Raw genomic sequence first — 25,126 nt, 5'->3', positions numbered from 1 at the left:
CGCCCGAACGTGACGGGACGCCCGCCGAAGGCGTTGGTCCGCCGCACCCGCAGCCCCGTCCCGCCCACGCGGGCGCGCACCACGTTGCGGACCGTCACCTCCCGCAGCCGCGCCCCGAGCGCCTCGGCGGCGGCCGACCAGGTGGTCACCGGCCGGCCGCCGGACCTCACCACGCCGAGGTGAAGGAGTACCGGCCGGACTTCACCCGGCACACCACGGCCGAGCCGGTCCACTCGGCCCCGGTCACCGGCTCGCCGGACTCGCGCACCGACGCGGGATCCGTGGTGGGCACGTGCACGGTGGCCACCGCGCCGGGCGGGATCCGCACCGACAGCCGCAGCGTGCCCCCGTCCACCTCCCACCGGCTGTCCAGCCGTCCGAGCGGCGTGTCGTACGCGGCCGACGCCCACCGCAGCGACCCGCCGACCAGGGGCCGGATCCGCGGACGGCGGAAGCCCACGGAGTCCTCCTCCTGCCCGAGCCCCGCCACGCCGGCGTACAACCACGCGCCGACGGAGCCCAGCGCGTAGTGGTTGAAGGAGTTCATGGCGACGGGGCCGAAGCCGGCCTCCTCGGTCCAGCCGTCCCACCGCTCCCAGATCGTGGTGGCCCCGCGCTTGATCGAGTACCCCCACGACGGGTACCGGTCGTCGTGCAGCAGCGCGTACGCCAGGTCGGCGTGCCCGTGCTCGGACAGGACGGGGCCGAGCAGCCCCACCCCGGCGAACCCGGTGGTCAGCCGCCGCCCGCGCCGTTCCAGGTCGGCCACCAGGTGGGCGACGGCGGCGGGCACGAGGTCGGCGGGGACCAGGGAGTGCGCGAGCGCCAGCAGGTAGCCGGTCTGCGTGTCGCCGGTGATCCGCCCGTCCGGGGCGACGAACTCCCGCGCGAACACCTCGCCGATCCGCGCCCGCAGGTCCGCGTACCGGGCGTGCGTCTCGTGCTCGCCGAGTACGGCGGCGGCCCGCGCGGTCAGGTCGGCGCTGAGCGCGAAGTACGCGGTGGCCAGCACGTCCCGGTCGGTGCGCACGCCGGCCTGGAGCCAGTCGCCGTAGTGGCTGCCGACCCGCTCGCGCCAGACGAGGCCGGGGTTGTGGCGTTCGATGTGGTCCACCCAGCGGCGCATGCTGGGCAGGCTGTCGCGCAGCACCCGCTCGTCGCCGTAGACCTGGTACAGGTGCCACGGCACGATCGTGGCGGCGTCGCCCCAGGCGGGGGTGCCGTTGCGCTCGGTCATGACGTGCGGCACGACGTCCGGCACCGCGCCGTCGGGCGTCTGCGCGCTGCGCAGGTCGGCCAGCCAGCCGGTGAAGAACGCCGCCACGTCCGCGTTGTAGCAGGCCGTGGGCAGGAACACCTGCGCGTCGGCGGTCCAGCCGAGCCGTTCGTCGCGCTGCGGGCAGTCGGTCGGCACGGAGACGAAGTTGTCGCGCTGGCTCCACCGGATGTTGCTGACGAGCCGGCGCACCGTGGCGTCGGAGCAGGAGAACTCGCCCGCCACCGGCGTGTCCGAGTGCATCGCCCGGCCCACGACCTCGACGTCGGCGTGCCCGGCGACCTCGACGTAGCGGAAGCCGTGCACGGTGAAGCGCGGCTCGAACGTCTCCTCGGCCCGGCCCGCCGCCACGTAGTGGTCGGTGGCCTCGGCCGAGCGCAGGTTGGCGGTGTAGAGGTCGCCGTCGGAGGTGAGCGCCTCGCCGTGCCGGAGCGTCACGCGGGTGCCCGCCGGCGCGCCGCGCAGGGTCAGGCGGACCCGGCCGGCGATGTTCTGGCCCAGGTCCACGATCGTCCGGCCGTCCCGGGTGGTGCGCTCGACCGGGGTCAGGTCCTGCGTCACCCGCACGGGCTCGGTCACGGACGGCACGAGCACCGTCAGGTCGGTGTCGGCGACGCGGGCGGGGGCCCAGGCGGAGTCGTCGAAGCCCGGCAGGTCCCAGCCGTCGTGCTCCAGGCGGGCGTCGTATGACTCGCCCATGAGCAGGTCGGCGTAGCGCAGCGGGCCGGTCGTCTCCTTCCAGCGCCCGTCGGAGCCGATCACGGTGCGGGTGCCGTCGGGGTGCTCGGCCACGAGCTGGACGAGCAGTTGCGGACGCCGGCCGTAGTGCTGGGCCTGCCGGCGGCCGTCCCAGCCGAGGCTGCCCGACCACCAGCCGTCCGCGAGCACCGCGCCCACGCACAAGGGCCCGTCCCCGGCCAGGTCCGTGACGTCGTACACCTGGTACGGGATGCGCTGCCGGTAGTCGGTCCAGCCGGGCGTCAGCTCGCCGTCGCCGACGCGCCGGCCGTTGACGCGCAGCTCGTACAGGCCGCGGGCGGTGACCGCGATCCGCACGGCGCTGGCCGGGCGCAGGTCGAGCACGCGACGGAAGTAGCGCGGCGCGGGCAGGTGGGACGTGCGCACGGTGCGCGGCTCGCGGTCGTCCGTGGGCGGTTCGAACGGCGGCTCGGTCTCGGGGTCGTGCTCGATCCAGGCCGTGCGCCACTCGTCGGCGTGCAGCACCCCGGTGTCGAACCAGGACCGCGCGGACCCGCCGTCGCGCACCTCGACCTGCCAGGTGTAGCGGGCGAACGACGCCAGCGGCGCGCCGCCGTAGCCGGCGCTGACGTCCGGCCCGTCGATCCAGCCGCTGTCCCAGGCCAGGACGTCGCCGGGGCCGCGCACCGTGATCCGGTGGCCGGCCGGGGCGTCGCCGCGCCGGTCGGAGGCCAGCCGCCAGCTCAGCCTGGGGGCGGCCGTGCCGACCCCGAGCGGGGTGTCGCGGTGCTCGCAGCGCAGGTCGTACGGGCGGAGTTCGGGCGCGGCGGGCGGCTCCGGCAGCGACCAGTCGTCCGGCATGGGCAGCCCGTCCGGGCTCACCACGTCCTGCGGCATGGGCGGTTCCGCCATGTTCACCACGTCCACTCCTTCGCGGGCCGGGTCAGTTCGTAGTGCCGCTTCGGGGCGGTCGGGTGCACCTTGCGCCCGCTGTACATCGGCCGGGCGGTCCCCTCCGGGCTGATGCCGATCACGTCGTCGCCGCGCCAGCGCACCTGGTACTCGCGCCCGGCCGCGACCTCGGTGCTGGTCGTCTCCGGGACGGGGAAGGTGACCGTGACGCGCTCGCCCGCACGCGGGGCGGGGATCGACAGGTAGCCGTCGGGCGCCCACACCCCGGCCTGGCCGCCCTCGACGCTCTCGGTGCCGCGTGTCACGCGGACCTTCGCGTACCCGGCCCAGTCGGGCACCCGCAGCCGCAGCTCCGGCAGGTCCTCGTGCACGTCGAGGTCCACCCGGCCCTCGTGGGGCAGGTGGCTGAGCACGGTGACCCGTCGGGTGGCGCGGGTGAGGAGCAGGTTGACGCGGGTCACCCGGTCGTCGGAGGTGACGATCGAGTTCCAGCCCCAGAACAGGCCGCGCACGCCGGAGCCGACGCAGCACGCCTGCACGTCGGCGGTGTGGCCGCGGCCCAGCTCGACGTCGCAGACGTAGTCGTTGGGGGCCCCGTAACCGGCGAAGGCCCCGCGGACGCGCTCGCCCACCCGTACGTGCGTGCTCCAGCCCGGCTCGTCGCCCGAGGCGTCGGGCGCGGACTCGACCCAGCCCAGGTCGAGGAGCTGCGACTCGACGAGGTGGTTGCGCAGGAACCGTTCGACCACGCCCCAGTAGGCGGTGTGCCCGGAGGCGGCCAGCGTCGTGCCGGTGCCGATGAGGTCGACCAGGGAGCAGCTCTCGTGCTCGTAGCGCTGGTCGGCCAGGTCGCCGGGCGTCCAGCCGAACGCGGTGGCCTGGCCGAGCGCCCAGTCGTAGCTTCGGCGCACGAACGCGGTCAGCTCGTGGTCGCCGGTGTGACGGGCGTAGCGGGCCAGCCCTTCCAGGGTGCCCAGGCGGGTGTGGAAGTGGCCGCTGCGGTAGGCCCGCGCCGGGTTGAAGCCGCCGTCCTCGTTGAACACGCCGCTCTTGTGCACGATCAGCCGGGCGAACCAGCCGCACAGCTCCAGCGCGTCCTCGTTGCCCGTCGCCTGGTGGTAGCGGAGCAGCGGCATGATCAACCGGCCGCTGAACGAGGCCGGGTCGGGGGCCAGGTGCAGCGCGATCGCGTTGGGGGAGGGCCAGCCGCCGGGGGTGTACTCGGAGGCGGGGTAGAACCACACGTCCCGCTCCTTGATCGCGATCCGTTTGAGCGCGGCCACGTGCCGGTCCACCAGCTTCTTCGCCTCGGGGTCGCCGTCGGAGACGAACCACGTGGTCAGCGAGAGCAGCACGGCCCGCTGGTCGATGAGGTTGGCGTTGGCCGGCCAGCCGCGTTCCGGACGGGCGTGCCGGTAGCTCAGGCCGTCCGCGCCGAAGAAGCCGGCGAGCCTGGTCCTGAAGCCCTCCTCGACCTCCCGCCACGTGTCCTGGCCGGTCATCTGCCTGGCCAGCAGGCAGGCGTCGAGCAGCCGGCCGTGGCTGGAGCCCCAGTCCCAGTCGCCGTGCCGCAGGACCGCCGGGCGGGCCAGCAGGTCGGCGCTGAAGTACGGAATGCCGCTCATGTCCGCGTCCGGCAGCCCGGCCACCGCGTTCATCGCCAGTTCGGCCCGTTCCTCGAGCAGCACCGTGTCGGGGATCTCAGGCATCTCCATCCCTTCGTTGCACATAAATATTCAGTTATGCATAGATGTCACATTCACCCTCCTTCGCCCGTGAGGTCGCCGTCAAGATGTGTATAAATATTCGTGGCTTGTTGGATATGTAAGTCTGGGGCACGATGGCCGCATGAGCGATGATTCGGTGGTGCGCCCGCGCCCGGAGGCGGCAGTGACCTTGCGACCGGCCCGTGCGGGGCGCGTCGGAGGCGGCTTCTGGGCCGCGCGGCAGCGGGTCAACCGCGACGTGACCATCCCGCTGGGCGGCACGCGGATCCGCGAGTCCGGCGCCTTCGCCAACCTCGAACGGGCCGCCCGCGGCTCCGCAGGCGGGCACCAGGGCAAGGTCTTCGCCGACTCCGACGTCTACAAGTGGCTGGAGGCGCTGGCCTGGGAACGCGGCCGGGCCGACAACGGCGTGCTGGCGAAGGCGTACGAGGAGGCGGCCGGGCTGGTCGCGGCGGCCCAGGCCCCCGACGGCTACCTGCACACCCACACCCAGCTCACCGGCCGCGAGCGCTACTCCGACCTGGCCTCCAGCCACGAGCTCTACTGCGCGGGCCACCTCATGCAGGCCGCCGTCGCCGGCAGCCGCGCCGTCGGCGACGACACGCTGCTGCGGGTCGCCACCCGCCTGGCCGACCACCTCGTCAAGGACCTGCCCGCGGACACCCTCGACGGGCACCCCGAGATCGAGACCGCGCTGGCCGAGCTCTACCGCGAGACCGGCACCCGCCCCTACCTCGACCTGGCCGCCCGCATGGTCACCACCAGGGGCGGCGAGACGCTGCCGCTCAAGGGCCACCACGGCCCCGGCATCCGCCAGGACCGGGTGCCGCTGCGGCGGGCCACCACCGTCGAGGGGCACGCCGTCCGCGCCGTGTACCTGGCCGCCGGGGCCACGGACGTCGCCGTCGAGACCGCCGACGAGGACCTCCTCGCCGCGCTCGCCCGCCAGTGGCGCGACATGGTGGCCACCAAGACGTACCTGACGGGCGGCCTGGGCTCCGTCTGGTACGGCGAGCAGTTCGGCGGCCCGCACGAGCTCACCCCCGAGACCGCCTACTGCGAGACCTGCGCCGCGGTCGGCAGCGTGCAGTGGGCCTGGCGGATGCTCCTCGCCACCGGCGAGGCCGACTTCGCCGACCTGATGGAGCGCACCCTCTACAACGCCGTCCTGCCCGGCCTCTCGCTCGGCGGCGACCGCTTCTTCTACGTCAACGCGCTGCGGGTGCGCGCCGGAGCCAACCCCGACGACCGGCGCGCCGCCGCCCGGGGCCGCCAGGACTGGTACGGCACCGCCTGCTGCCCGCCCAACGTCATGCGCCTGTTCTCCTCCCTCGGCCACTACCTCGCCTCCGAGGACGAAGAGGGCGTACAGGTGCACCTGTACGCCTCCGGCGAGATCCGGGCGCGCGGCGCCCTGCTGGAGGTGCGCACCGACTACCCGTGGGACGGCCGGGTCGAGATCGTGGTCCGCGAGACCCCCGACCGGCCCTGGACGCTCGCGCTGCGCATCCCCGCCTGGGCCGACGGGGCGGGCGTGGACGGGCAGCCCGCACGCGCCGGCGGGTACCACCGCGTCCGGCGGACGTGGCGGCCCGGCGACCGGATCACCCTCGACCTCGCCGTCCGCCCCCGCCTGACCGCCGCCGTGCCCCGGCTGGACGTGGCGCGCGGGCAGGTCGCCGTCGAGCGCGGCCCGCTGGTCTACTGCCTGGAACAGCCCGACCACCCCGGCGCCATCGTGGACGACCTGTGCGTGGCGGCGGACCCCGCCCTGCGGGACGGCTCCCCGGTCGCCGGCCTGCCCGCCGAGGTGGTGCCGGTGCTCGCGCGCGGCCGGGTGCACGCGCACCGCGAGGACGACGCGGGCTTCCCGTACCGGAGCGCGGACGGGCCCCGCGAGCCCGAGCACACGGGGCCGGTCGATCTCACGTTCGTGCCGTACTACGCCTGGGCCAACCGCGGCGCCGGGCCGATGACGATCTGGGCGCCGATGCACTGACCGCGCGACCGACGACGGCGCCGCCTCCACCCTGGAGGCGGCGCCGTCCTGTGACGGCGGGCCCGTCAGGGCGGGTCGGCCACCGTGACCCGCCGCACCGACAGGCCCTCGACGTCGCCGACCACGTCCGCGCGCAGCACCCGCGCGAACGAGCTGTCCCTGATCGTGATGTCGCGCAGCGGCTGCTCCGGATAACCCCGCAGCAGGTACGCGCTGCGCGTGCGATCGCTGCGCACGCCCGCCACGCTGATGTTGCGGATCGGCGGCGGGTCGTCCCCGTTGTGCCCGTCACCGTGGTAGAGGTCGATCGACACGGCCTCCTTGGTCAGCTCGCTGATCTCCACGTCCCGCACGAAGACGTTCTCCACGAAGCCGCCCCGCACCGAGTTCGTCTTGATGTAGAGCCCGAAGTACAGGCCGGGGCCGCCCCAGCGGCAGCGCTGGACGAACACGTTGCGGATCCCGCCGGTCGTGTCCGTGCCGATCGCGACCGAGCCGTAGCGGTAGCGCATGTCGCAGTCCTCGATCAGCACGTCCTCGCACGGCACCCCCACCCGCCGGCCGTCGGGGCCGCGGCCCGCCTTGACGGCGATGCAGTCGTCGCCCACGTCGAACACGCAGCCCGAGATCACCACCGACCGGCACGACTCGGGGTCGCAGCCGTCGTTGTTCGGGCCGTGTGAGTAGATGTCCACGTTCCTGACCAGCACGTTCTCGCAGCGGACCGGGTGGATCTCCCACATGGGGGAGCGTACGAGGCGCACGCCCTCCACCAGCACGTTGCGGCACAGGTACGGCTGGATCATGTTCGGCCGCAGGTAGTGACCGGCCCCGAACACCCGCTCCTCCACCGGCACCCCCTCGGCGGCCATACGCTGCAACTCGGCCCAGTCCCCGGCCTCGTACGGCATGCCCTCCCGGTAGCCGAACTCCGGCGTCCCGACCCACGGCCACCAGTGCTCGGGCCCGGCCGAGCCGTCCAGCGTGCCGCCGCCGGTGATCGCGATGTTCTCCTGGCCGTAGGCGTAGACGAAGGGGGAGTAGTTGTAGCACTCGATGGCCGAGAAGCGGGTGTAGACGGCCGGCAGGTAGTCGGCCGGGTCGGTGCTGAACAGGATCGTCGCGCCCGCCTCCACGTGCAGGTCCACGTTGCTCAGCAGGTGGATGGCCCCGGTCGGGTACGTGCCCGGCGGCACCCGCACATGCCCGCCGCCCGCCTCGTGGCAGGTCTCGATCGCGGCCCGGAACGCCTCCGTCCACGTCTCGCCGCCGCCGAAGTCGGTCAGGTCGAACCAGCGGTCGGGGAACTCCGGCGGGCGCACCCGCTCGCGCAGTTCGTCGGCGTACCGCCACGCCTCTTCCTCGTTCATGCCGCCTTCCTCATGCGCAGCGCGTGGTAGAGCGGCAGCGCGATCACCCAGGACGGGTTCCACGTGTTCGCCTCGCCCGTACGCTGCCAGTTGGTCTGGAAGAATCCCTCGCCCTGCTCTCCCGGCGTCCCGAAGCCCCAGTCGCCGGGCTCCCGGCAGACGCCCTGGCCCATGGCGAGCAGGATGCGCTCCGCCCGCTCGGCGTAGCGGGCCCTGCCGGGCGTCCGGCCGAACTCCATCAGCTCGGAGGTCGGGAAGAACACGTCGAGGTGGTGGTTCTGCACGCTCACCGCCGGCCAGCCGCACGCCTTGAAGCCGCGCCGCTCGAACGTGCTGCCCCTGCCGAACTCGGGCGACCACACGTAGACGAACGTCAGCAGCCAGTCGGCCGCCGCCTCCGCCCACCGCGCGTACGTCTCGTCACCGGTCAGCCGGAACATCTCGTGGGCGGCCAGGAAGAAGTACATCCCGGCCTCCTTGTCCTCGCCGGAGGCGTCCAGCGTGGCGTGCGCGAACGGCCGCTCGAACGTGGCCGCGTGCAGCCGGTGGTAGTGGCCGAGCACCTCCTCGGCCCGCAGCAGCCACACCCGTTCGCCGCTCAGCCGGTACGCGCCGAGCATGGCCTGCACGCAGGCGATGCCCGCCGCGCCGACCATCGGCGAGACCGGCGCCCCCATCGGGGTCCAGCCGACCGGGACGACGCCCTCGGGCAGCCGGGCGTGCCAGAAGATCGCGGCGGCGTCCTGCACCGCCTCCTGCCACTCGGGCGGCGTCTCCAGGCCGGCGTCCCGGAACTGGAGGGTCAGCGCGGCCAGGTCGGCGATCGTCTCGCCGTGGGCCCGGCTGGAGACGAACTCGCCCCAGCCCGGTTCCGCGCCCTTGCGGAACATCTCCCATCTGCCCTCGTCGACCAGGTACCGGCCGTGCCGCAGGCCGCGCACGGGCGTGGCGCTGCCCTCGACGTAGAAGTCGGCGGCGCGGCGGGCCCGCTCGATCCGCTCCGGCTCGTCCTGCCCGATGCCGAGCAGGGCGTCGCAGCGGGCCAGCTTCATGCACTGGCCGGTCCAGCCGTACAGGTACGAGCGGGGGCGGCCGTGGCGGGTGCCCTCGTAGGCGTGGTAGCCGTCGCCCGTCCAGCGCGCGTCCATGGCGGTGGTCTTGAGCCGGACGATCTCGTCCGCCGTCAGGGGGGCGGCGGCGGGCTCGTCGCGGTAGAGGTCGGTGCGCAGGAGCGTCCTGAAGCCGAGGCCGCGCGGCTCCACCCGGCCCCAGTCGAGGGTGTGACGGGTGCTGATCGTCTCCCCTGCGGCCAGGTCCCGGTAGCCGACCGGGCGCCGCTCGGTCTTGGCCTTGCTGACGTAGCAGACGTCCGGGTCGCCGTCGAACATGATGACGCCGGTCATGGCGGCCACGGTCAGGCCCGGGGACCTGACGACGCCGAGCGAGCCGTAGGCGACGCCGCCGTCCCGGTCGCGCACGGCCTTCGGGTGGGCGAACAGGCTGACGTAGCGGCCGTCCCAGGCGGCGTTCACCGCCGGGACGGGCAGGCGGTGCTCCTCGCAGACGTACCCGATGTGGGGGACGGGACGGGCCGGGTCGGAGGACGGGTTGTCGTTGTAGAGCACGCCCGGCATCGTGACGTTCGCGTCCTGGACCGGGAGGGGGAGCAGGAGGCCGGCGGCCACGTCGGTGAGCGGGCCGCCGGAGTCGTTGCGCCAGGTGGTGGTGAGGGTGAGCAGGCCGTCGGGGGTGAAGGCCAGCTCCAGGGCCGCGCTCAGCCCTCCGTCCGCCCGCGCCGTCACCACCACGCTCCCGCCCGCGTCCGGAACGCTCTCGGACGCCGGCAGAACGTTCCCGGGCACGGGCGAAGCGTTCCCGGACGCGGGGTGGGCCCCCGCGTCCGGAACGTTCCCGGACGCGGGGGGCGGGCAGCGGCGGACGGCCTCCGGCTCGGCGGGACGCAGCCGCCACGGACGGCCCGCCGACGCGGTGAGCAGGCCGCGCACGGGCGCGCTGAGGTGCGGCCCGTCCGCGTCGCGGTGGGACAGCCGCAGCTCCGGCCCGTCCGGCCCCGCCACCACCTCGACGACCTTCCCGCCGGGCTCGGCGACGCGGGCGAGCACACCCGGCCCGCCCCCGGAAGCGGCCCGCTGATCAGCGGGCCGGCCCGGCGACTCGCGCACCGGCGTCATGGCACCCGCCGCAGCCGGATGGCCTGGGCGACCGTTCCGGGCAGCGGCACCGTCACGGTCGGGCCCTCCTGGACCCCGTGCGGCGTCACCGTCATCTCCCAGGTGTCGATCACCTCGACCTCGTAGCGCCCCGGCGGCACGTCGTACGAGCGCTCCGGGAACCGGTGCTCCCCGCAGAACTCCAGGTAGAACTCGCCGGGCAGCTCCAGCATCGGCGCGTCGCGATCGACGTGGACCGCCTCGTCCGGGATCGCCCCGAGCACCTGCCGCAGCAGCCGCAGCCGGGCCACCGCGTCGCCGACCAGGCTGCCGCCGCTCTCCGACCAGGTCAGCCCCTCCTCGTCCGCGTACGACTCGCCGTGCGTCACGCACCGCCGCCGCACGGCCCCGTCCCACGCCTGGGCCACCACCTCCTGGGGGGTCAGGCTCAGCCACGGGTCGGGCGAGTCGCCCTCGTAGCCGCACATGTCCATGAGCACCGGCTTGTGATGGTCGCGCGTCTGGACCCAGGCGTCGCGCGGGCTGCGCGCGGTCACGCTGCCGTGGGTGAAGCCGCGCCGCCACAGCAGCGGCGAGCCGGCCTCGACGGTGATCGACAGCGGGTGGTGGCCCGGGTCCTCCTCGGCCACCAGGTCGGCCAGGCGCACCCAGTCGTGCTCGGAGACGCCGGGGAAGCGCGCCGGGTCCGACGACAGCGACCACCACACGTTCGGGTGCGCCGCCAGGCGCGGGACCACCTCGCGCAGGCAGCGGGCCGCCGCCGCCACGTCGGCGATGCCGTCGTCCGGGTGCAGCAGCACCAGTTCGGCGGTCACGCCGATCGCGGCCAGCTCCGCCACCCGCTCCTCCAGCGAGTCGAGCGTGCACCGGCCGGCCAGCGCGGCCATCCGCACCCGGTCGAAGGGCGCGGACTCGAGCGTGGCGAGCGTGCGCGCGCGCCGCTTGTCGCCTTGCAGGTGCCAGGCGAGCGCGGTCGTCGCCATCCCATGGAGAATCATGCTGAAACCCTCGTCATCCGCAGCGCCAGGTACGGCCGGCGCGGCAGCACCACCCGCGCCTGCTCCCGGTGCAGGCCGTCCACCGGGGTGACCGTCATGTTCCAGGTGTCGATCAGCTCGACCGTGTAGCCGGCGCCGTCGTCCGGCAGCTCGACCGTGACCTGCGCCTGCTGGCGCCGGCCCAGGTAGCGCAGCAGCACGCCGTCCCGGCGCGCCTCCATGACCTGGCGCAGGAAGGCGATCCTCTCCGGGCTCTCGCCGTGCAGGCCGCCGCCGTTGCCGATCCACGCCCGCTCCTGGAAACCGGCCAGCGACTCGCCGTGGCCTGCGTAACCGCCGCGCGCCATGCACTCCCAGAACCGGTCCATCAGCTCCTCGCCGGTGACGTTGCCCCAGCGCTTGCCGATGTTGCCCTCGTAGGAGATCTCGTCGATCACGACCGGCTTGGGGCACACGCGCAGCCACTCGTCGGTCGGGGTGGAGTCCCAGTGCTGGATGCTCTGGTGGGTCACCCACGGCTTGGTGTTGTCGTAGAGGGTGGCGTGCTCGTACATGCGGGTGCCGTTGTGGATCGAGCGCAGGTGCTCGTACGGGTCCAGCCTGACGATCGTGCGCAGGATGTCGTCCCAGTCCTCGACCGTCTTGGACCTGTTGAAGTCGTACTCGTTGGCGGCCGACCACCACACGTTCCGGTAGGCGGCCAGGCGGGCGATCACATGACGCAGGAAGGCGTGGTCGGTCTCGCGCCCCATGTCCTGGATGCCGCGCACGCCCCCGTCGTAGGGGTGGAAGAGGATCACGTCGGCCTCGATGCCGAGGTCGAGCAGGTCCCGGACGCGCGCCTCCAGGTGGCGGAAGAAGACCGGGTTGAACCGGGTCTTGTCCAGCCCGTCGGGGTCCTCGCCGGCGAACGGCACCTCGGGCGGCGCCATCTGCCCGGTCGGCAGCACGCACATGCGCAGCTTGTTGAACGGGGAGGCGGCGAGCGTGGCCAGCGTCTGCCGCTCGCGTTCGTCGTTCATGTCGTGCGTCCAGTGGTACGCGGTCGTCCCGAACGGCAGGTATGGCGTGCCGTCCGCGTACTCGAAGTCGGTGCCGGAGGCGCGCACGGGGCCATGGTTGCCCTCGGCGGCGGGGGTCACCTCGAAGGCGCCCGCGTGCCCGTCCAGCTCGGTCACATTGCTCACGGTGGTGTAGCTCCACGGACCCACCGCGTCCGGCATGAACCGGACGCGGTAGACGCCGTCGCCGTCGTAGAAGCCCTCGGCCTCGACGATGCGATTGCGGAACTGGAACCGGGCCGACAGACGAACGTCAGCGAAAGGGTTGCCGTCGGACGGCCCGGTCAGCTCGATCTCGTGGACGCCCCAGCGTTCCACGTCGGGGGTGATGGTTACCAATCCTTCCCTGCGGCGGCCTGCGCCTTGATGTAGTTGGGGATGTCCTGCTGCTGGGAGAGGGCCAGCGCCTGCTCGGGCGTCCCGCCGTCACGCAGGATGTGCTGGCGGTAGACCGACCACAGCGGCAGGTCCCAGTACTCGGTGTTCTGGTAGTTGGAGATCGCGGCGTTCTCGCCCCAGTAGACGGCCGAGGTGTCGATCTTGGCCAGCTCGGGGATGGCCTTGCCGAAGCTCTGCACGACGGCGTCGGTCTGCAGGACCGCCTTGAGGCCGTGGCTGGACAGCTCGGTCTGGCCCTCCTCGGAGACCAGCCACTTCACGACCTGCAGCGCCTGGTCCTTCTTGGGCGAGGACGGCGGGATGAACGCGGCCCGCGTGTTCGGCTGGTAGGTCGTCTCGGCGCCCTTCGTGAGCTGCGGGATCGAGCTGACGCCGATCTCGACGCTCTTGGCCTGCTCCGCGAAGGCGGCCTCGTCCCCGTCCTCGATGAACAGCTCGCTGCCTGCGTACATGTTCAGCCGCGACAGCGTGTCCACCGCCATGGCCAGGTGGCCCGGCTGGCTCATGTCACCCTTGAAGAAGTCGGTGACGGTGGTGAACTCGTTGCGCGGGATCTCCAGGAAGCGGTACAGGTTGTCGACGTACGTCTTCCACTCGGGGCTGCTGATGTCGACCTTGACGTCCTCGGGCGCGGGCTCCTCGCTCGTGGTCGGCAGGAACGGGTAGAGACCGGCCTGGTTGAAGTCCAGGTACTGGTCGGGGTGCTGCATGTAGCCCTTGTAGTGATCGAGGCCGTCGTCCCTGGTGAGCTGCTTGGCCTTCTTGAACGCCTCGTCGTAGGTCATCCCGAGCTTGGGGTGCGCCACGCGGAACTTGTCGAAGATCTTCTTGTTGTAGAGCAGCACGTGCTCGTCGATGAACAGCGGCACGCCGTAGATCCCGCCGTCGGAGCGCGACTTGGTCAGCTCGACCGACGCCTTGTTGAGCGTGCTCAGGTCGATGCCGGCCTTCTCGAGGTCGGCCGTGAGGTCACCGACCCAGCCCAGCGGTTCGAGGTCACGGTCGATGCGGTTCTTCGGGTCCTCGATGATGATGTCCGGGGTGACCCCGGCGGCCTTGAGGTCCTCGTAGCGGATGGGGTAGTCCCACGTCGCGTACTTGATCTTGACGTCGGGGAACTCCGCGCGCAGCTTGTTGCCGATGAGCTCGTCGAACACCCTGGTCGCGGCGGCCTGCTCGTTCTCGACGGTCGCCTCGAAGGGCTTGTAGTTGGCGGCGAAGATGAACAACTCGTCGTCGCAGACGCTGAACGGCAGGTTGTACTTGTTCGACACGTTCGTACAGGCGGCCGCCGAGGCGTTGGCCGGGACGGCGGTCACGGACAGGGCGAGCGCGAGCAGCGCGATGCCACGAACCTTGTTCATTCGGTCTTCTCCTTAGCCAGGCTATTTCACGGGGGTGTAGCTGCACTGACGCACGACATTCCGCCGGACGTCGTTCTTGAACTCGGTGATCGTGTGCTCGGGCCAATTGGAGAGCAGGCCCACCGCATTACGCAGGAATTCCTCGTTGAAGACGACGTGCCGAATGTTGTTGCGGTTGTAGGAATAGACCATGTGGATGAATCCGTCGGAGCTCTGCGTGAGCACCGGATAGGTGAACTGCGGGCCCGACTGCGCCTCGACGTCCACCGTGTTCTCCCACGTGCGCCCCTTGTCGGGCGAGAGGGAGAGCCGCATGGGGGAGCGGTGCTCCACCCAGGGGTTGTAGGCCAGCACCAGCTTGCCGTTGGCGAGTTGCTGCGCCGCGACGCGCGAGTTCGGGTTGCCGATGGGCTCGGCCGCCGGCGTGCTCCAGGTGCGGGCGAAGTCCGTGGACTCGCTGCGGTAGATCGCGCCGTCGCCGGTCCTCAGGTAGGCGACCAGCCGCCCCGGCTCCACCTCGGCGACCGTCGGCTGGATCGAGCCCTTCGGCGTGCGGATCCACGCCCCGGTGTCCTCCGGGTACGCCTTCCACGTGCTCATGTCCTGGCTGAAGACGTAGAAGCCGGAACTGGAGTTGCTCTCGTCGTAGATGGGCAGCAGCACCTCGCCGTTCGACATGCGGATCGGGTTGGTGCCGGTCATCCACCCCCACTCCTCGCGGATGACGGACGGGTCGCCCCAGGTGCGCCCGCCGTCGTCGGAGGTGATCAGGCGGATCGACGCCTGCTCCCAGCCGTGCCCCTCGATCGTCACGAAGAACAGGTAGACCCGCTTGCCGTCGGACCACAGCACCGGGTTGCCGTCGGCCTTGCCCGCCTCGTCGAACACCACCTCCGGCTTCGACCAGGTCTTCTTGCCGGCCTCCAGGCGCGACAGGTAGAGCGCCTGGTTCGCGGCGCCCTCCGAGGTGCCGCCGTAGTAGACGGTCAGGAGATCGCCCTGCGGCGCCTGGGTGATCGCGGCGGCGTGCACCTTGGGCACGTCCGGGTCAGGGGCCGCCACGTCCTGGCGGCAGGCGTACGCGCCGGTGGGCGCCACCTTCACGTCGCCGTCGTCGCCCGCGCCCGTCACGTAGGAGGGCACGGCGACGGCGACCGCCAGAGCGCCGTATAAAAGGCTCTGCCGAATTTTCATTGTGCGCCAATCTGCAGATGCTTGATGCTCTTCCTCAGATAGGAGAAGGCGACGTCCAGCCGTCCTTCCCCGCCGTCGACGACGCTCGGATAGGAATATCCGAGTTCGTTCTGCCAATATTCGGAGTCGGAGTCCTGCAATACGCGCCGGTGCGGCCAGTTCGCGCCGCCGTCCTCGGAGACGGCGACGACCAAGGGGGTGCGCAGCGCCTTCTTGCGCCGCTGCCCGTTCTTGGTCACCCACCTGAACTGGTCGCGCTCCAGGCTGGCGTCGTTGTAGACGAGCGCGAGCCGTCCGTCGCCGAGCCTCGTGAGCTGGACGGAGGAGTCGTTGTTGGGCAGGTCGGTCCGCTCGGGGACGGACCAGTCACGGCCGCCGGAGGAGGTGGAGGCGTAGACCCGCCCCGCCCGCCGGTCGCGGAACAGCGCCAGCAGCCGGCCGTCCGGCCGCCGCGCGATCGTCATCTGCACCAGGTCGGCGCTGCCGGGGACCTGGTGCTCGGTCCAGGTGCGCCCCTCGTCGGCGCTGACCTCGACCACGCTGCGGTCGCCGGAGGCGGCGCAGTGGTAGGCGGGCAGCACCCACGTGCCGTCGTCCAGGACGACCGGGGGATGCCGGACGAAGACGCCCGGCTCGGAGAGCAGCACGCGCGGCGCGCTCCACGTGCGGCCCGCGTCCGGCGAGGTGCGGGCCACCACGTGGGCGGTCGTCTGGTCGTACGGCTCGCTGGAGGTGTTCAGCAGCCAGACCAGCCCGTCGCCGCCCTCGAAGAGCACCGGGTTCTGCTCGCTGCGCTGCGGGTCGGCGGCGACGAGCAGGGGCTCCTCCCAGCGGTCGCCGGACAGGCGGGAGACCACCACGTTCGTGCCGGGGTTGCCCTCCTCCGGGCCGCTGAACCAGGTGCACAGCAACTCGCCGCCGCGCGTGCGCAGCAGGTTGGCCGCGTGGTTGTCGGGGCCGTGCGGGGCGGGCAGCAGCGCCTCGCGGGCGCCTGGCAGCACGGCCGAGGGCCGGACGATCCCGTCGAAGCGGGGGTCGCTCGGTCGCACCGTGCTGTCGGTCTGGGAGTCGGTCATGCCTTGACCACCGGGTCCTCTCGTACGTCGGGGTCGGGTACGCCGCGCAGGTCCAGTTCCTCGGCGAAGTGGCAGGCCACGCGCCGTCCCTGGACCTCGCGCAGCGGCGGGCGTTCGGTGCGGCAGGTGTCCTTGGCGTACACGCAGCGCGGATGGAACGGGCAGCCCGGCGGCACGTGCGCCGGGTCGGCGATGTCGCCGAGCAGCTTGATCCGCTCGCGGTGCCGCTTGGCGGCCGGGTCCGGGTCGGGCACGGCCGACAGCAGCGCCTCGGTGTAGGGGTGCGTGGGCCGCGTGTACAGCTCCTCGGTCGGGCCCTGCTCGACCACCCGGCCGAGGTACATGACCGCGACCTCGTCGGCGACGTGCTCGATGATGCCCAGGTCGTGGCTGACGAACAGGAACCCGAGGTCGGACTCCTCCTGAAGGTCCATCAGCAGGTTGAGGATCTGGGCGCGCACCGACACGTCCAGCGCGCTGACCGCCTCGTCGGCGACGACGAGCCGGGGCGACAGGGCCAGCGCCCGCGCGATGCCGACCCGCTGCCGCTGGCCGCCGCTGAAGGCGTGGGGGTAGCGGTTGGCGTACTCGGGGCGCAGGCCGACCCGTTCGAGCAGGTCGCCGACGCGCTGGTCGATCTCGTCGGCGGAGCCGTAGGCGTGCACCCGCATCGGCTCGCCGATGATCTCGCGCAGCGTCTTGCGCGGGTTGAGCGACGAGTGCGGGTCCTGGAAGATCATCCGCACCTCGGCCCGGTACGACTTGAGCTCCTTCTCCTTCAGCCTCGCCACGTCGATGGACGAGCCGTCGGGCCGCCAGTAGAGCAGGCGCCCGCCGGTCGGGTCGTGCGCCCGCACGATGCACCGGCCGAGCGTCGTCTTGCCGCAGCCGGACTCGCCGACCAGACCGAGCGTCCGGCCCGCCGCGATGTCCAGATCGACCTCGTCCACCGCCTTCACCGCGCCGATCTGGCGGCCCAGCAGGCCGCTGCGGACGGGGAAGTGCTTGGTCAGCCCTTCGAGCTTGAGCAACGGCTCGCTCACTTGTCCTCCTCGTACAGCAGGCAGGAGACCTGGCGGTCGGCCACCTGGAGCAGCCGCGGCGAGACCCGGTCGCACCGCCCCTCCACCACGTGCTCGCAGCGCGGGTGGAAGAAGCACCCGTCGGGCCGCGCGTACGGGGGCGGCACCATGCCCTTGATCGCGGTCAGCCGCCGCTGCCTGGCCCGGCCCAGCCGGGGCATCGAGCGCAGCAGCGCCTGCGCGTAGGGGTGGCGGGGCGTGGCGAGCACCTGCTCGGCGGAGCCGTACTCGACCACCCGCCCCAGGTACATGACCGCCATGCTGTCGGCGACCTGCGCGGCCACCCCGAGGTCGTGCGTGATCAGCATGATGGCCATGCCGAACTCGTCCTGGAGGTCGCGCAGCAGTTCCAGGATCTGCGCCTGCGTGGTGACGTCCAGCGCGGTCGTGGGCTCGTCGGCGATCAGCAGGCTGGGCTTGCAGGCCAGCGCCATCGCGATCATGGCCCGCTGCCGCATGCCGCCGCTCAGCTCGAACGGGTAGGCGTCCACCCTTCGGGCCGGCATCGGGATGCCGACCCGGTCGAGCATCTCGATCGCGCGCTTGCGGGCGGCGGCCTTGCCGATGTTCTCGTGCAGCCGCACCGCCTCGACGATCTGGCTGCCGATGGTGTGCACGAGGCTCAGCGAGGCCATCGGCTCCTGGAAGACCATCGCGATGTCGTTCCACCTGATCTGGCGCAGCAGCTTGGTGTCGGCGCCGACCAGTTCGACGGGGCCGCTGTCGCGGTGCAGGGTGATCGTCCCGCCCTCGATCTGGCCCGGCGGGTCCACCAGGCGCAGGATCGAGCGGGCCATGACGCTCTTGCCGCAGCCGGACTCGCCGACGATGGCCAGCGTCTCGCCCTTGCGCACCCGCAGGTCCACACCGTCCACGGCGCACACGACGCCGTCGTCCATGAGGAAGTGCGTGCGCAGGTCCTCGATCTCAAGCAGTACGTCGTCCGCGGGCACGCCTGCTCACCTCCCCGTCGCGGTGTTGATGGTCGCGCTCGCGCGCCGCGCCGCGCGGCCACGCCAGAAGGACTTCCTGCGCCGGGAGCGGCTCGCCGATCCGTACGGGTCGGCGGCGTCGCGCAGCCCGTCCCCGAAGAAGTTCATGGCGACCACGACGATCACCACGGCGACGCCGGGCGCGAGCAGCCACGGCGCGTTCGCCACGACGCGCACGTTCTGCGCGCCTTCGAGCAGCACGCCCCAGCTCACGGCGGGGGCCTGCAGGCCCAGGCCGAGGAAGCTCAGGCTGGTCTCGCCGAGGATCATGGCCGGGATGGCCAGCGACAGCGAGGCGATGATGTGGCTGGCGAACGACGGGATCATGTGCCGGAAGATGATCGACAACCGGCCCACGCCGTCGAGGCGGGCGGCGGTGACGAAGTCCTCCTCGCGCAGCGACAGGAAGCGTCCGCGCACGTCCCGGGCCAGGCCCGTCCACCCGATCAGCGACAGGAGCACGGTGATGGCGAAATATCGGGTCAGCGGCCCCCAGTCGGTGGGCAGCGTGGCCGACAGCGCCATCCACAGGGGCAGCGTGGGGATCGCCATCAGGAACTCGATGATCCGCTGGACGACGTTGTCGACGCCGCCCCCGAAGTACCCCGAGACACCGCCGATCAGCATGCCCAGCAGGAAGCTGGCCAGGACGCCGACCAGCCCGATCGACAACGACACCCGGGCGCCGTGGATGAGCCTGGACAGCAGGTCACGGCCGTTCTGGTCGGAGCCGAGCAGGAAGAACGGCTCGCCCTTGACCACGGGGCCGATCAGGTGGATGTCCGACGGGATCACGCCGAGCAGCTTGTACTCGTCGCCGTGCACGAACAGCCCCACCTTGATGACCTGGGTCGGGTCCTCGGTGTAGCGCTGTTCGTAGGTGTTCGGGTCGCGCTCGGTCGTGTACCCGTTCACGTGCAGGCCGTGCTCGCCGGAGAACTGCACCACCTGCGGCGGCGCGTACGTCATCGAGGTGTTCGCCGTGGAGCTGGACATCGGCGCGAAGAACTCCGCGAAGATCGCCACGAAGTACACCGGGATCAGGATCGCCGCACCGGCCATCGCCAGCCGGTGCCGGCGGAACTGCCGCCACATCAGCCGCCATTGCGGCAGCGTCCCTACTTCCCTTGTCGCGGGTCGCCTGAGAAACATGTGGCGCTACTCTCTCTTGTACCGTTTGCGAATTCGCGGATCCCACCACGCCAGCGCGAGGTCGCTCACCACGGTGCCGAGCACGGTGAGCACGCTGAGGATCATGATGAAGCTGCCGACCAGGTACATGTCCTGGTTCATGACGCCGCTGAGCAGCAGCGGGCCGCCCGTCGGCAGGCTCATGACGACCGAGACGATGGTCTCCCCGCCGATCAGTCCCGGCAGCAGCCAGCCCACGGTGCTGAAGAACGGGCTGAGCGACATCCGCACCGGATACTTCAGCACCAGCTTCCACTCCGGCAGCCCCTTGGCCCTGGCCGTGTGCACGTAGGGCCGGTAGAGCTCGTCGAGCAGGTTCGCCCTGGTCACCCGGATCATGCCGGCGGTGCCCGAGACCCCGATGACCACGATGGGCACCCACAGGTGTCCGGCCAGGTCCAGGACCTTGCCCAGGTTCCAGGCCGCGTCCTGGAACTCCGGTGAGAACAGCCCTCCCACGCTCGCCCCGAAGTAGCGGAACCCGATGTACATGAGGATCAGCGCCAGCATGAACTCGGGGATCGCCATCCCGATGAAGCCGAGGAAGGAGAAGCCGTAGTCGCCCCAGGAGTACTGCTTGACCGCGCTGTAGATCCCGATGGGGAACGCGATCGCCCAGACCATGAGCAGTGAGCTGAGTGACAGGATCGCCGAGAGCAGGACCCGTTCACCGATCAGCGTGGAGACCGGCTGGTTCCAGGCAAACGATTGACCGAAGTCGCCGTGCAGGACGATGGCGGAGATCCACCGCCAGTACTGGACGAAGATCGGATCGTCCAGGCCGTACCGCAACCTGAGGTTGGTGATCTCCGCGGGCGTGAGGCTGACGCCGCCCGCCTGCGCGTTCGCGATCACCGTCGAGACGTAGTCGCCCGGTGGCAGGTTGATGATGACGAAGGTGACGATCGAGATCGCCCACAACGTCACCACCACGTAGACCAGGCGGCGGCCGAAATAACCCAGCACGTCGGCCTCTCAGAAGGAGTACTGCTCGGGCATGGTCGGCCCGGGAGTCACCTGTGCGCTGGCCATGGAGTCGGGCACGTTCTTGACCGTGTTGGCGACGATGCCGTACTCGTTCGGGTACGAGCTGATCCCGATCGCGTAGAACTGCTCCTTCGCGATGCGCACGACCTCCTTGGCGTGCTCCAGCGCCTTGGTGAAGTCCGGCTCGTTGCGCATGGCGGTGAACGCGTCGAGTTGCTCGCGCACCTCGGCCGGCGGCTCGTCGCCGGTCTTGCCCTTGCTGCCGTACCACTGGGCCCAGCGGATGGCGTATCGGGCGCTGCCGGAGTTGCTCGGCACGTAGTAGTGGTCGCCGCCGGTGCCGGTGATCAGGTCGAAGTCGCTGCACGTGTACGTGGACGCCTGCGGGTTGTTGCCCATCGACCGCTCGGTGTAGAGCGTGGCCGCGACCGGGTCCACCCGGAGCCCGACGCCGACCGCGTCCCAGTGCTTCTTGACGAACTCCAGCGCCTGCACGTGGTGCGGGAAGTCGGTGGTGGCCATGATGGTGACGGTCAGCGGCTTGCCGTCGGGGCCGAGCCGCTTGCCGTCGGCGTCCTTCTTCGTCAGCCCGGCCTTGTCGAGGTACTCGTTGGCCTTGGCGACGTCGTACTCGGTGTGCTGCTTGGCGAAGTCCGCGTCGTAGAGGGCGTTGGCCTTGGAGGGCGCGGCCTGCCACGGCTCGCCCTGGCCCGCGTACACGCCGTCGATGATCTCCTTGCGGTTGATCGCGTACGACAGCCCGATCCGGAAGTCCTTCTTCCTGAACAGCTCTTCCAGGTCGTCGTCGCCGATCGTCTGGTTGAACTGGATGATCATCGTGTTGCTGAGCCGGCTCGGGATGTCGAAGATCCGGTACTTGCCCTTCTGCGAGTTCTGGGCGACCAGCGGCTTGTTCTCCGGCGTGTTGAAGTTGCGGGTCTGCATGTGGATCTCGCCGTTCATGATCTTCAGCAGCTCGACCTCGACCTCGCCGAGCACCTCCGACCTGAACCGGTCGATGTAGGGGAGCTGACGCCCCTGCTGGTCGACCTTCCAGTAGTACGGGTTCCGCTCGGCCACCACGGCGGTGCCGCTGCCCAGCGCGTTGGAGATCTTCCACGGGTGCAGCGTGGGGATGTCCGGGTTGTGCGGGACGTCGTTCTTGTTCATGAAGAGCTGGGTCCAGTCCTCCAGCTGCTGCTCCTTGGCGAGCTTGTCGGCGTCCGGGTTGTACTTCTTGTGGAACTGCTTGAGGTAGTGCTTGGGCAGCAGCAGCCCGCTGGCCCCGCCCCGCTCGAAGGTGGAGACCGCGATCTGGAACAGCAGGCCCGCCTTCGGCTCCTTATAGACGTAGCGCACGGTCCGCTCGTCCACCTTCTCGACCTTGGCCAGCTCGTCGGTGCTGCCGTTCTCCATGAACAGGTCGTAGACGCCGGTCGTGTGCAGGTCGTGGTAGGTGGTCACGTCCTCGAAGGCGAAGATCATGTCGTCGGCCGTGCAGGGCTCGCCGTCGGACCACTTCAGGCCCTCGCGCAGGCGGAAGACGTATTCCCGGCCGCCGTCCTTGACCTCGAACTCGGCCACGTTCGGGATGATGTCGTCCGGGCCCTTCTGGCCGTTGGTGCCGGGCTTGAGCCGGACGAGGGGCTCGTAGCCGAGCGTGTAGTACAGCCAGTCGATGTCGTCCTCGCCGACCATGGCCGAGTTCCAGGTGCCGCCGAACCTGCCCGCCTCCTTCAGCGGGGTGATGACCAGCGGGTTCTTCGGCAGGCGCTGCTCCAGCGGCGGCAGCTTGCCGGCCTTGACCAGCTCCGCCAGCGCCGGCGCCTCCTTGGCGGACACGTCGGCGACCTGGGCGGTGCCGCCCGCGCCCGAGTTCGGGCTGGTGTCGAAGAAGCTGCAGCCACTGGCCGTGGCCAGCATCAGCAGGCCCCCGCCGCGGAGCAGGTTCCTCCTTGTGAACGCTTGCTCTGTCATGGGTGGTGCTCCGTTCCGGGTCTAACGATTGACCTTGACCTGGCTGAAGGTCGCCGTGGTGTAGATGTGCACGCCGTTCGCCTCTTGGTTGCCGTCCACGGCCAGGCCGACGTAGAACCGTCCGGTCCGCATGACGATGCGCTCGTAACCGATGCGGTCCCAGTTGAGCGAGTTGGATGACAGGAATGCCTCGAACTCGGTGTCCCCGCCGGTCGGCAGGCTCCGGCAGACCAGGCGCAGCCAGTACGGCTTCGACCCGAGCGGATCGTCACTGGCCGCCGGGAAGACGCCGACGCTCGCCGCCTTGCCGTGGGAGGCGACCCTGATCGCCTTGGAGCGCTTGTGGGAGCCGTCCTCGTTGCTGGCCGAGTAGCCGATGCCGGCCATCATGAACGGCGAGTTGGGCTCCAGGTCCTGCCGCACCATGATCCCGGCCACGGCGTCGATGTGGTTCTTGCTCACGTCGTCCAGCCGGGCGGTGATCTCGAGGACCTCGCCGCGCTTGCTGAACCCGACCGCCTGGTAGGCGAAGTGGAAGGAGTCGTTCCAGCCCGCGATCTTGCCGGAGCCCTTGATCGTGAACACGCCGTCCTTGAGCGCCGTGTTGCCCGGGATCGGCACCTCGCCGATGTCCCGGACCTGCCAGCCCGTGTGCGTCCTGGTGCGGTTGACGTGGATCGGCACGAGGGAGGAGGTGGTGGCCGAGCCCGTGCTGTCGGTGGCCCTGGCGGTCAGGAAGTAGGTGCCGTCGGTCACGCCCGTCCAGGTCGCCTGGTACGGCGGGGCCGCCGCCTCGCCGATCTTCTCCGCGCCGTGGAAGAACTCGACGTTGGCGATGCTCGCCCCGTCGAGGGCCTTGGCGTCGGCCGTGACCGTGACGGGCTGCTTGTCCTTGGCCGCCGCGAACACCTGGTCGATCTTGGGGGAGGTGATCGTCACCTCCGGGTTGCGCGCCCCGGCCCGCTGGATCGAGTTCAGGTAGCGCTCCAGGTTCGTGTACCCGTCGCCGCCCACCGCCTTGGCGTCGTCGGCGTTGTTCGGGTCCAGCCCCTGCGCGCTCTCCCACTCGTCCGGGATGCCGTCGTTGTCGCTGTCGGCCGGCGCGGGCACCTCGGTCGGTAAGGGCAGGAAGCCGCCCACGTCCTTCTGCGAGTTGATGTGCCGGCCCGTGCCGGTGCGCGCCTCGGTGACCAGGCGGGCGTCGATGGCGTCCCGCCTCGGCAGGGTCGCCCCGGCCTGCTCCAGGACCGACGCGTACGCCTGCTGCGGGGTCTGCTCGGTGATGCCGTTCTGGAACTCCACCGCGTTCGGCAGCAGCGTGATGCCGCCGGTCGGGTAGGTGATGCCGAGCGTGTTGTCGGCGGTGACGTCGGCGTGGCCCTCGATCTCGTTGCCGCTGACGTGCCACTGGCCGAACCGGCCGGGGGCCACGATCTCCCTGGCGATCTTCGCCAGCGTGTTGGGGCCCGGCTTGTAGTAGTTGCCGACCATGTTGATGCCGTTGGACCACTCGCCGCCGTAGCAGGAGGTGATGCCGTGGTTGTAGATCACGTTGTTGCGGTGGTCCACCACGAGGGCCATGCCCTCGGTGAAGCTGAAGCGCGGGTTGCGGGCGTTCTCGTGGATCAGCAGGTTGTGGTGGTAGGTGATGGTGTCACCGCCCCACAGGCCGCCCATGCCGTGCCGGCCCTTGTCGTGCACCGAGTTCGTCAGGCCCTCGGAGATGATGCACCACTGGACGGTCACGTTGGTGTTGCCGTAGACGGAGAAGCACTCGTCCACGCCCCAACTGAACGAGCAGTGGTCGATGATGACGTCCCGCACGTTCCTGGCGCCGAACGTGTCGATCGGGGTGCCCATCTCGTCGCCGCCGCGGAAGCGCAGGTGGCGCAGGATGATGTTGTCGCCCTTGATCTGCGTCTCGTTGCCGATGACGGTGATGCCGTGGCCGGGAGCGGTCTGGCCGGCGATCGTGAGGTTGGACCCGGTGATGTCGAGCCCGCCCTTGATCCGGATGTTGCCGGCGACCCGGAAGACGATCGTGCCGTCGGACTTGGCGACCGCGTCCCGCAGCGAGCCGGGGCCGTCGTCGTCCAGGGTGGTCACCTCGTAGACGGCGCCGCCCCGGCCTCCGGTGGTGTACATGGCCGCGCCCTCGGCGCCGGGGAAGGCGGGGATCTTCTTCGCCGCCGCGCTCGCCAGTGCGCTCGGAGTCGGCGACGGCGACGGGGTGGGCGCCGAAGCGGCGGCGGCCTCGCCCGCCTGCCCGGTCCAGGCCACGGCGGGCGTGGCCAACGCGGCCGTACGCACGAAAGTGCGGCGGCTGAATTCTGATTGCTGGGGATCGAAGCCAGTGGCCTCGGTCATCGAAACGCTCTCTTTCCGCCCCGGGAATAGGCAGGGCTGTGCCGTGGATCGGCACACTCCGGACCACGCTGTCGATCGGTGAGAATTTTTATTCAGCCATGAATGGAGTGGATTGCATCACATCGTGAACGACACGGATGTGACTGTCAAGAGCGGTTTCTCGGCCAGATGACGGGCCGGTAAATTCTCAGGTCTCGTCCAGGAACGGCGAAGGCCGCCGTGCGGCATGCGCACGACGGCCCGATCGCCCCGGTATCGCCCCA

The 25,126-nt window shown here is 70.9% G+C and carries 16 protein-coding genes; 1 reads left to right on the top strand and 15 read right to left on the bottom strand.

From position 1 onward, the window contains the following. Nucleotides 1-166: 166 nt before the first annotated feature. A complete protein-coding gene (locus FAF44_RS19885) occupies nucleotides 167-2,887 on the bottom strand; it encodes an alpha-L-rhamnosidase (protein ID WP_237104703.1) in 2,721 nt (906 codons plus the stop codon). 2 nt (nucleotides 2,888-2,889) lie between these two features. Then, complete coding sequence (locus tag FAF44_RS19880; RefSeq protein ID WP_237104702.1) at nucleotides 2,890-4,596, bottom strand: beta-L-arabinofuranosidase domain-containing protein; 1,707 nt, start codon at nucleotides 4,594-4,596, stop codon at nucleotides 2,890-2,892. A 139-nt stretch (nucleotides 4,597-4,735) separates the two neighbouring features. Between FAF44_RS19880 and FAF44_RS19875 the strand changes: the two genes are divergently transcribed. Further along, nucleotides 4,736-6,613: a glycoside hydrolase family 127 protein gene (locus FAF44_RS19875; protein WP_237104701.1), complete on the top strand. Its 1,878-nt coding sequence runs from the start codon at nucleotides 4,736-4,738 to the stop codon at nucleotides 6,611-6,613. A gap of 65 nt (nucleotides 6,614-6,678) precedes the next feature. Here FAF44_RS19875 and FAF44_RS19870 read toward each other — a convergent pair whose 3' ends face one another. From FAF44_RS19870 to FAF44_RS19810, 13 genes are all read right to left on the bottom strand, one after another. Further along, a complete protein-coding gene (locus tag FAF44_RS19870) occupies nucleotides 6,679-7,983 on the bottom strand; it encodes a glycoside hydrolase family 28 protein (RefSeq protein WP_237104700.1) in 1,305 nt (434 codons plus the stop codon). Beyond that, nucleotides 7,980-10,166 carry a hypothetical protein gene (locus FAF44_RS19865; protein WP_237104699.1) on the bottom strand — a complete coding sequence of 729 codons (2,187 nt, stop codon included), beginning with the start codon at nucleotides 10,164-10,166 and terminating at the stop codon, nucleotides 7,980-7,982. Before FAF44_RS19865 ends, FAF44_RS19870 begins: the two co-directional genes overlap by 4 nt. A gap of 5 nt (nucleotides 10,167-10,171) precedes the next feature. Next, nucleotides 10,172-11,158: a DUF5605 domain-containing protein gene (locus tag FAF44_RS19860; protein ID WP_237104698.1), complete on the bottom strand. Its 987-nt coding sequence runs from the start codon at nucleotides 11,156-11,158 to the stop codon at nucleotides 10,172-10,174. A gap of 11 nt (nucleotides 11,159-11,169) precedes the next feature. Continuing rightward, nucleotides 11,170-12,552, bottom strand: coding sequence for a DUF5060 domain-containing protein (locus tag FAF44_RS19855; RefSeq protein WP_237104697.1), 1,383 nt, complete (start codon nucleotides 12,550-12,552; stop codon nucleotides 11,170-11,172). 14 nt (nucleotides 12,553-12,566) lie between these two features. After that, nucleotides 12,567-13,997, bottom strand: coding sequence for an ABC transporter substrate-binding protein (locus tag FAF44_RS19850; protein WP_237104696.1), 1,431 nt, complete (start codon nucleotides 13,995-13,997; stop codon nucleotides 12,567-12,569). 21 nt (nucleotides 13,998-14,018) lie between these two features. Further along, on the bottom strand, nucleotides 14,019-15,191 hold the full coding sequence (locus FAF44_RS19845; protein ID WP_237104695.1) for an exo-alpha-sialidase: 1,173 nt from the start codon (nucleotides 15,189-15,191) through the stop codon (nucleotides 14,019-14,021). Next, entirely contained in the window at nucleotides 15,188-16,267 is a 1,080-nt protein-coding gene (locus tag FAF44_RS19840) for an exo-alpha-sialidase (protein ID WP_237104694.1), read from the bottom strand. Before FAF44_RS19840 ends, FAF44_RS19845 begins: the two co-directional genes overlap by 4 nt. Beyond that, complete coding sequence (locus tag FAF44_RS19835; RefSeq protein WP_237104693.1) at nucleotides 16,264-17,310, bottom strand: ABC transporter ATP-binding protein; 1,047 nt, start codon at nucleotides 17,308-17,310, stop codon at nucleotides 16,264-16,266. The genes FAF44_RS19840 and FAF44_RS19835 overlap by 4 nt, the downstream gene beginning before the upstream one ends. Further along, the gene (locus FAF44_RS19830) at nucleotides 17,307-18,302 is read right to left on the bottom strand and encodes an ABC transporter ATP-binding protein (protein WP_237104692.1); all 996 of its coding nucleotides are present in this window, start codon (nucleotides 18,300-18,302) and stop codon (nucleotides 17,307-17,309) included. The genes FAF44_RS19835 and FAF44_RS19830 overlap by 4 nt, the downstream gene beginning before the upstream one ends. Nucleotides 18,303-18,308: 6 nt before the next feature. After that, on the bottom strand, nucleotides 18,309-19,436 hold the full coding sequence (locus FAF44_RS19825; RefSeq protein WP_237104691.1) for an ABC transporter permease: 1,128 nt from the start codon (nucleotides 19,434-19,436) through the stop codon (nucleotides 18,309-18,311). A gap of 63 nt (nucleotides 19,437-19,499) precedes the next feature. Further along, complete coding sequence (locus FAF44_RS19820) at nucleotides 19,500-20,498, bottom strand: ABC transporter permease (protein ID WP_237104690.1); 999 nt, start codon at nucleotides 20,496-20,498, stop codon at nucleotides 19,500-19,502. 9 nt (nucleotides 20,499-20,507) lie between these two features. Further along, nucleotides 20,508-22,496 (bottom strand): ABC transporter substrate-binding protein, encoded by a 1,989-nt coding sequence (locus tag FAF44_RS19815; protein ID WP_237104689.1) that lies wholly within the window; start codon nucleotides 22,494-22,496, stop codon nucleotides 20,508-20,510. Between the two features lie 21 nt (nucleotides 22,497-22,517). Then, entirely contained in the window at nucleotides 22,518-24,863 is a 2,346-nt protein-coding gene (locus FAF44_RS19810; RefSeq protein ID WP_237104688.1) for an Ig-like domain-containing protein, read from the bottom strand. Between the last annotated feature and the right edge of the window lie 263 nt (nucleotides 24,864-25,126).

The organism is Nonomuraea sp. MG754425, assembly GCF_021699195.1.
Taxonomy (GTDB): domain Bacteria; phylum Actinomycetota; class Actinomycetes; order Streptosporangiales; family Streptosporangiaceae; genus Nonomuraea.
Note: the sequence above shows the minus strand (reverse complement) of the source record. Positions and strands in the feature narration are given on the sequence as shown.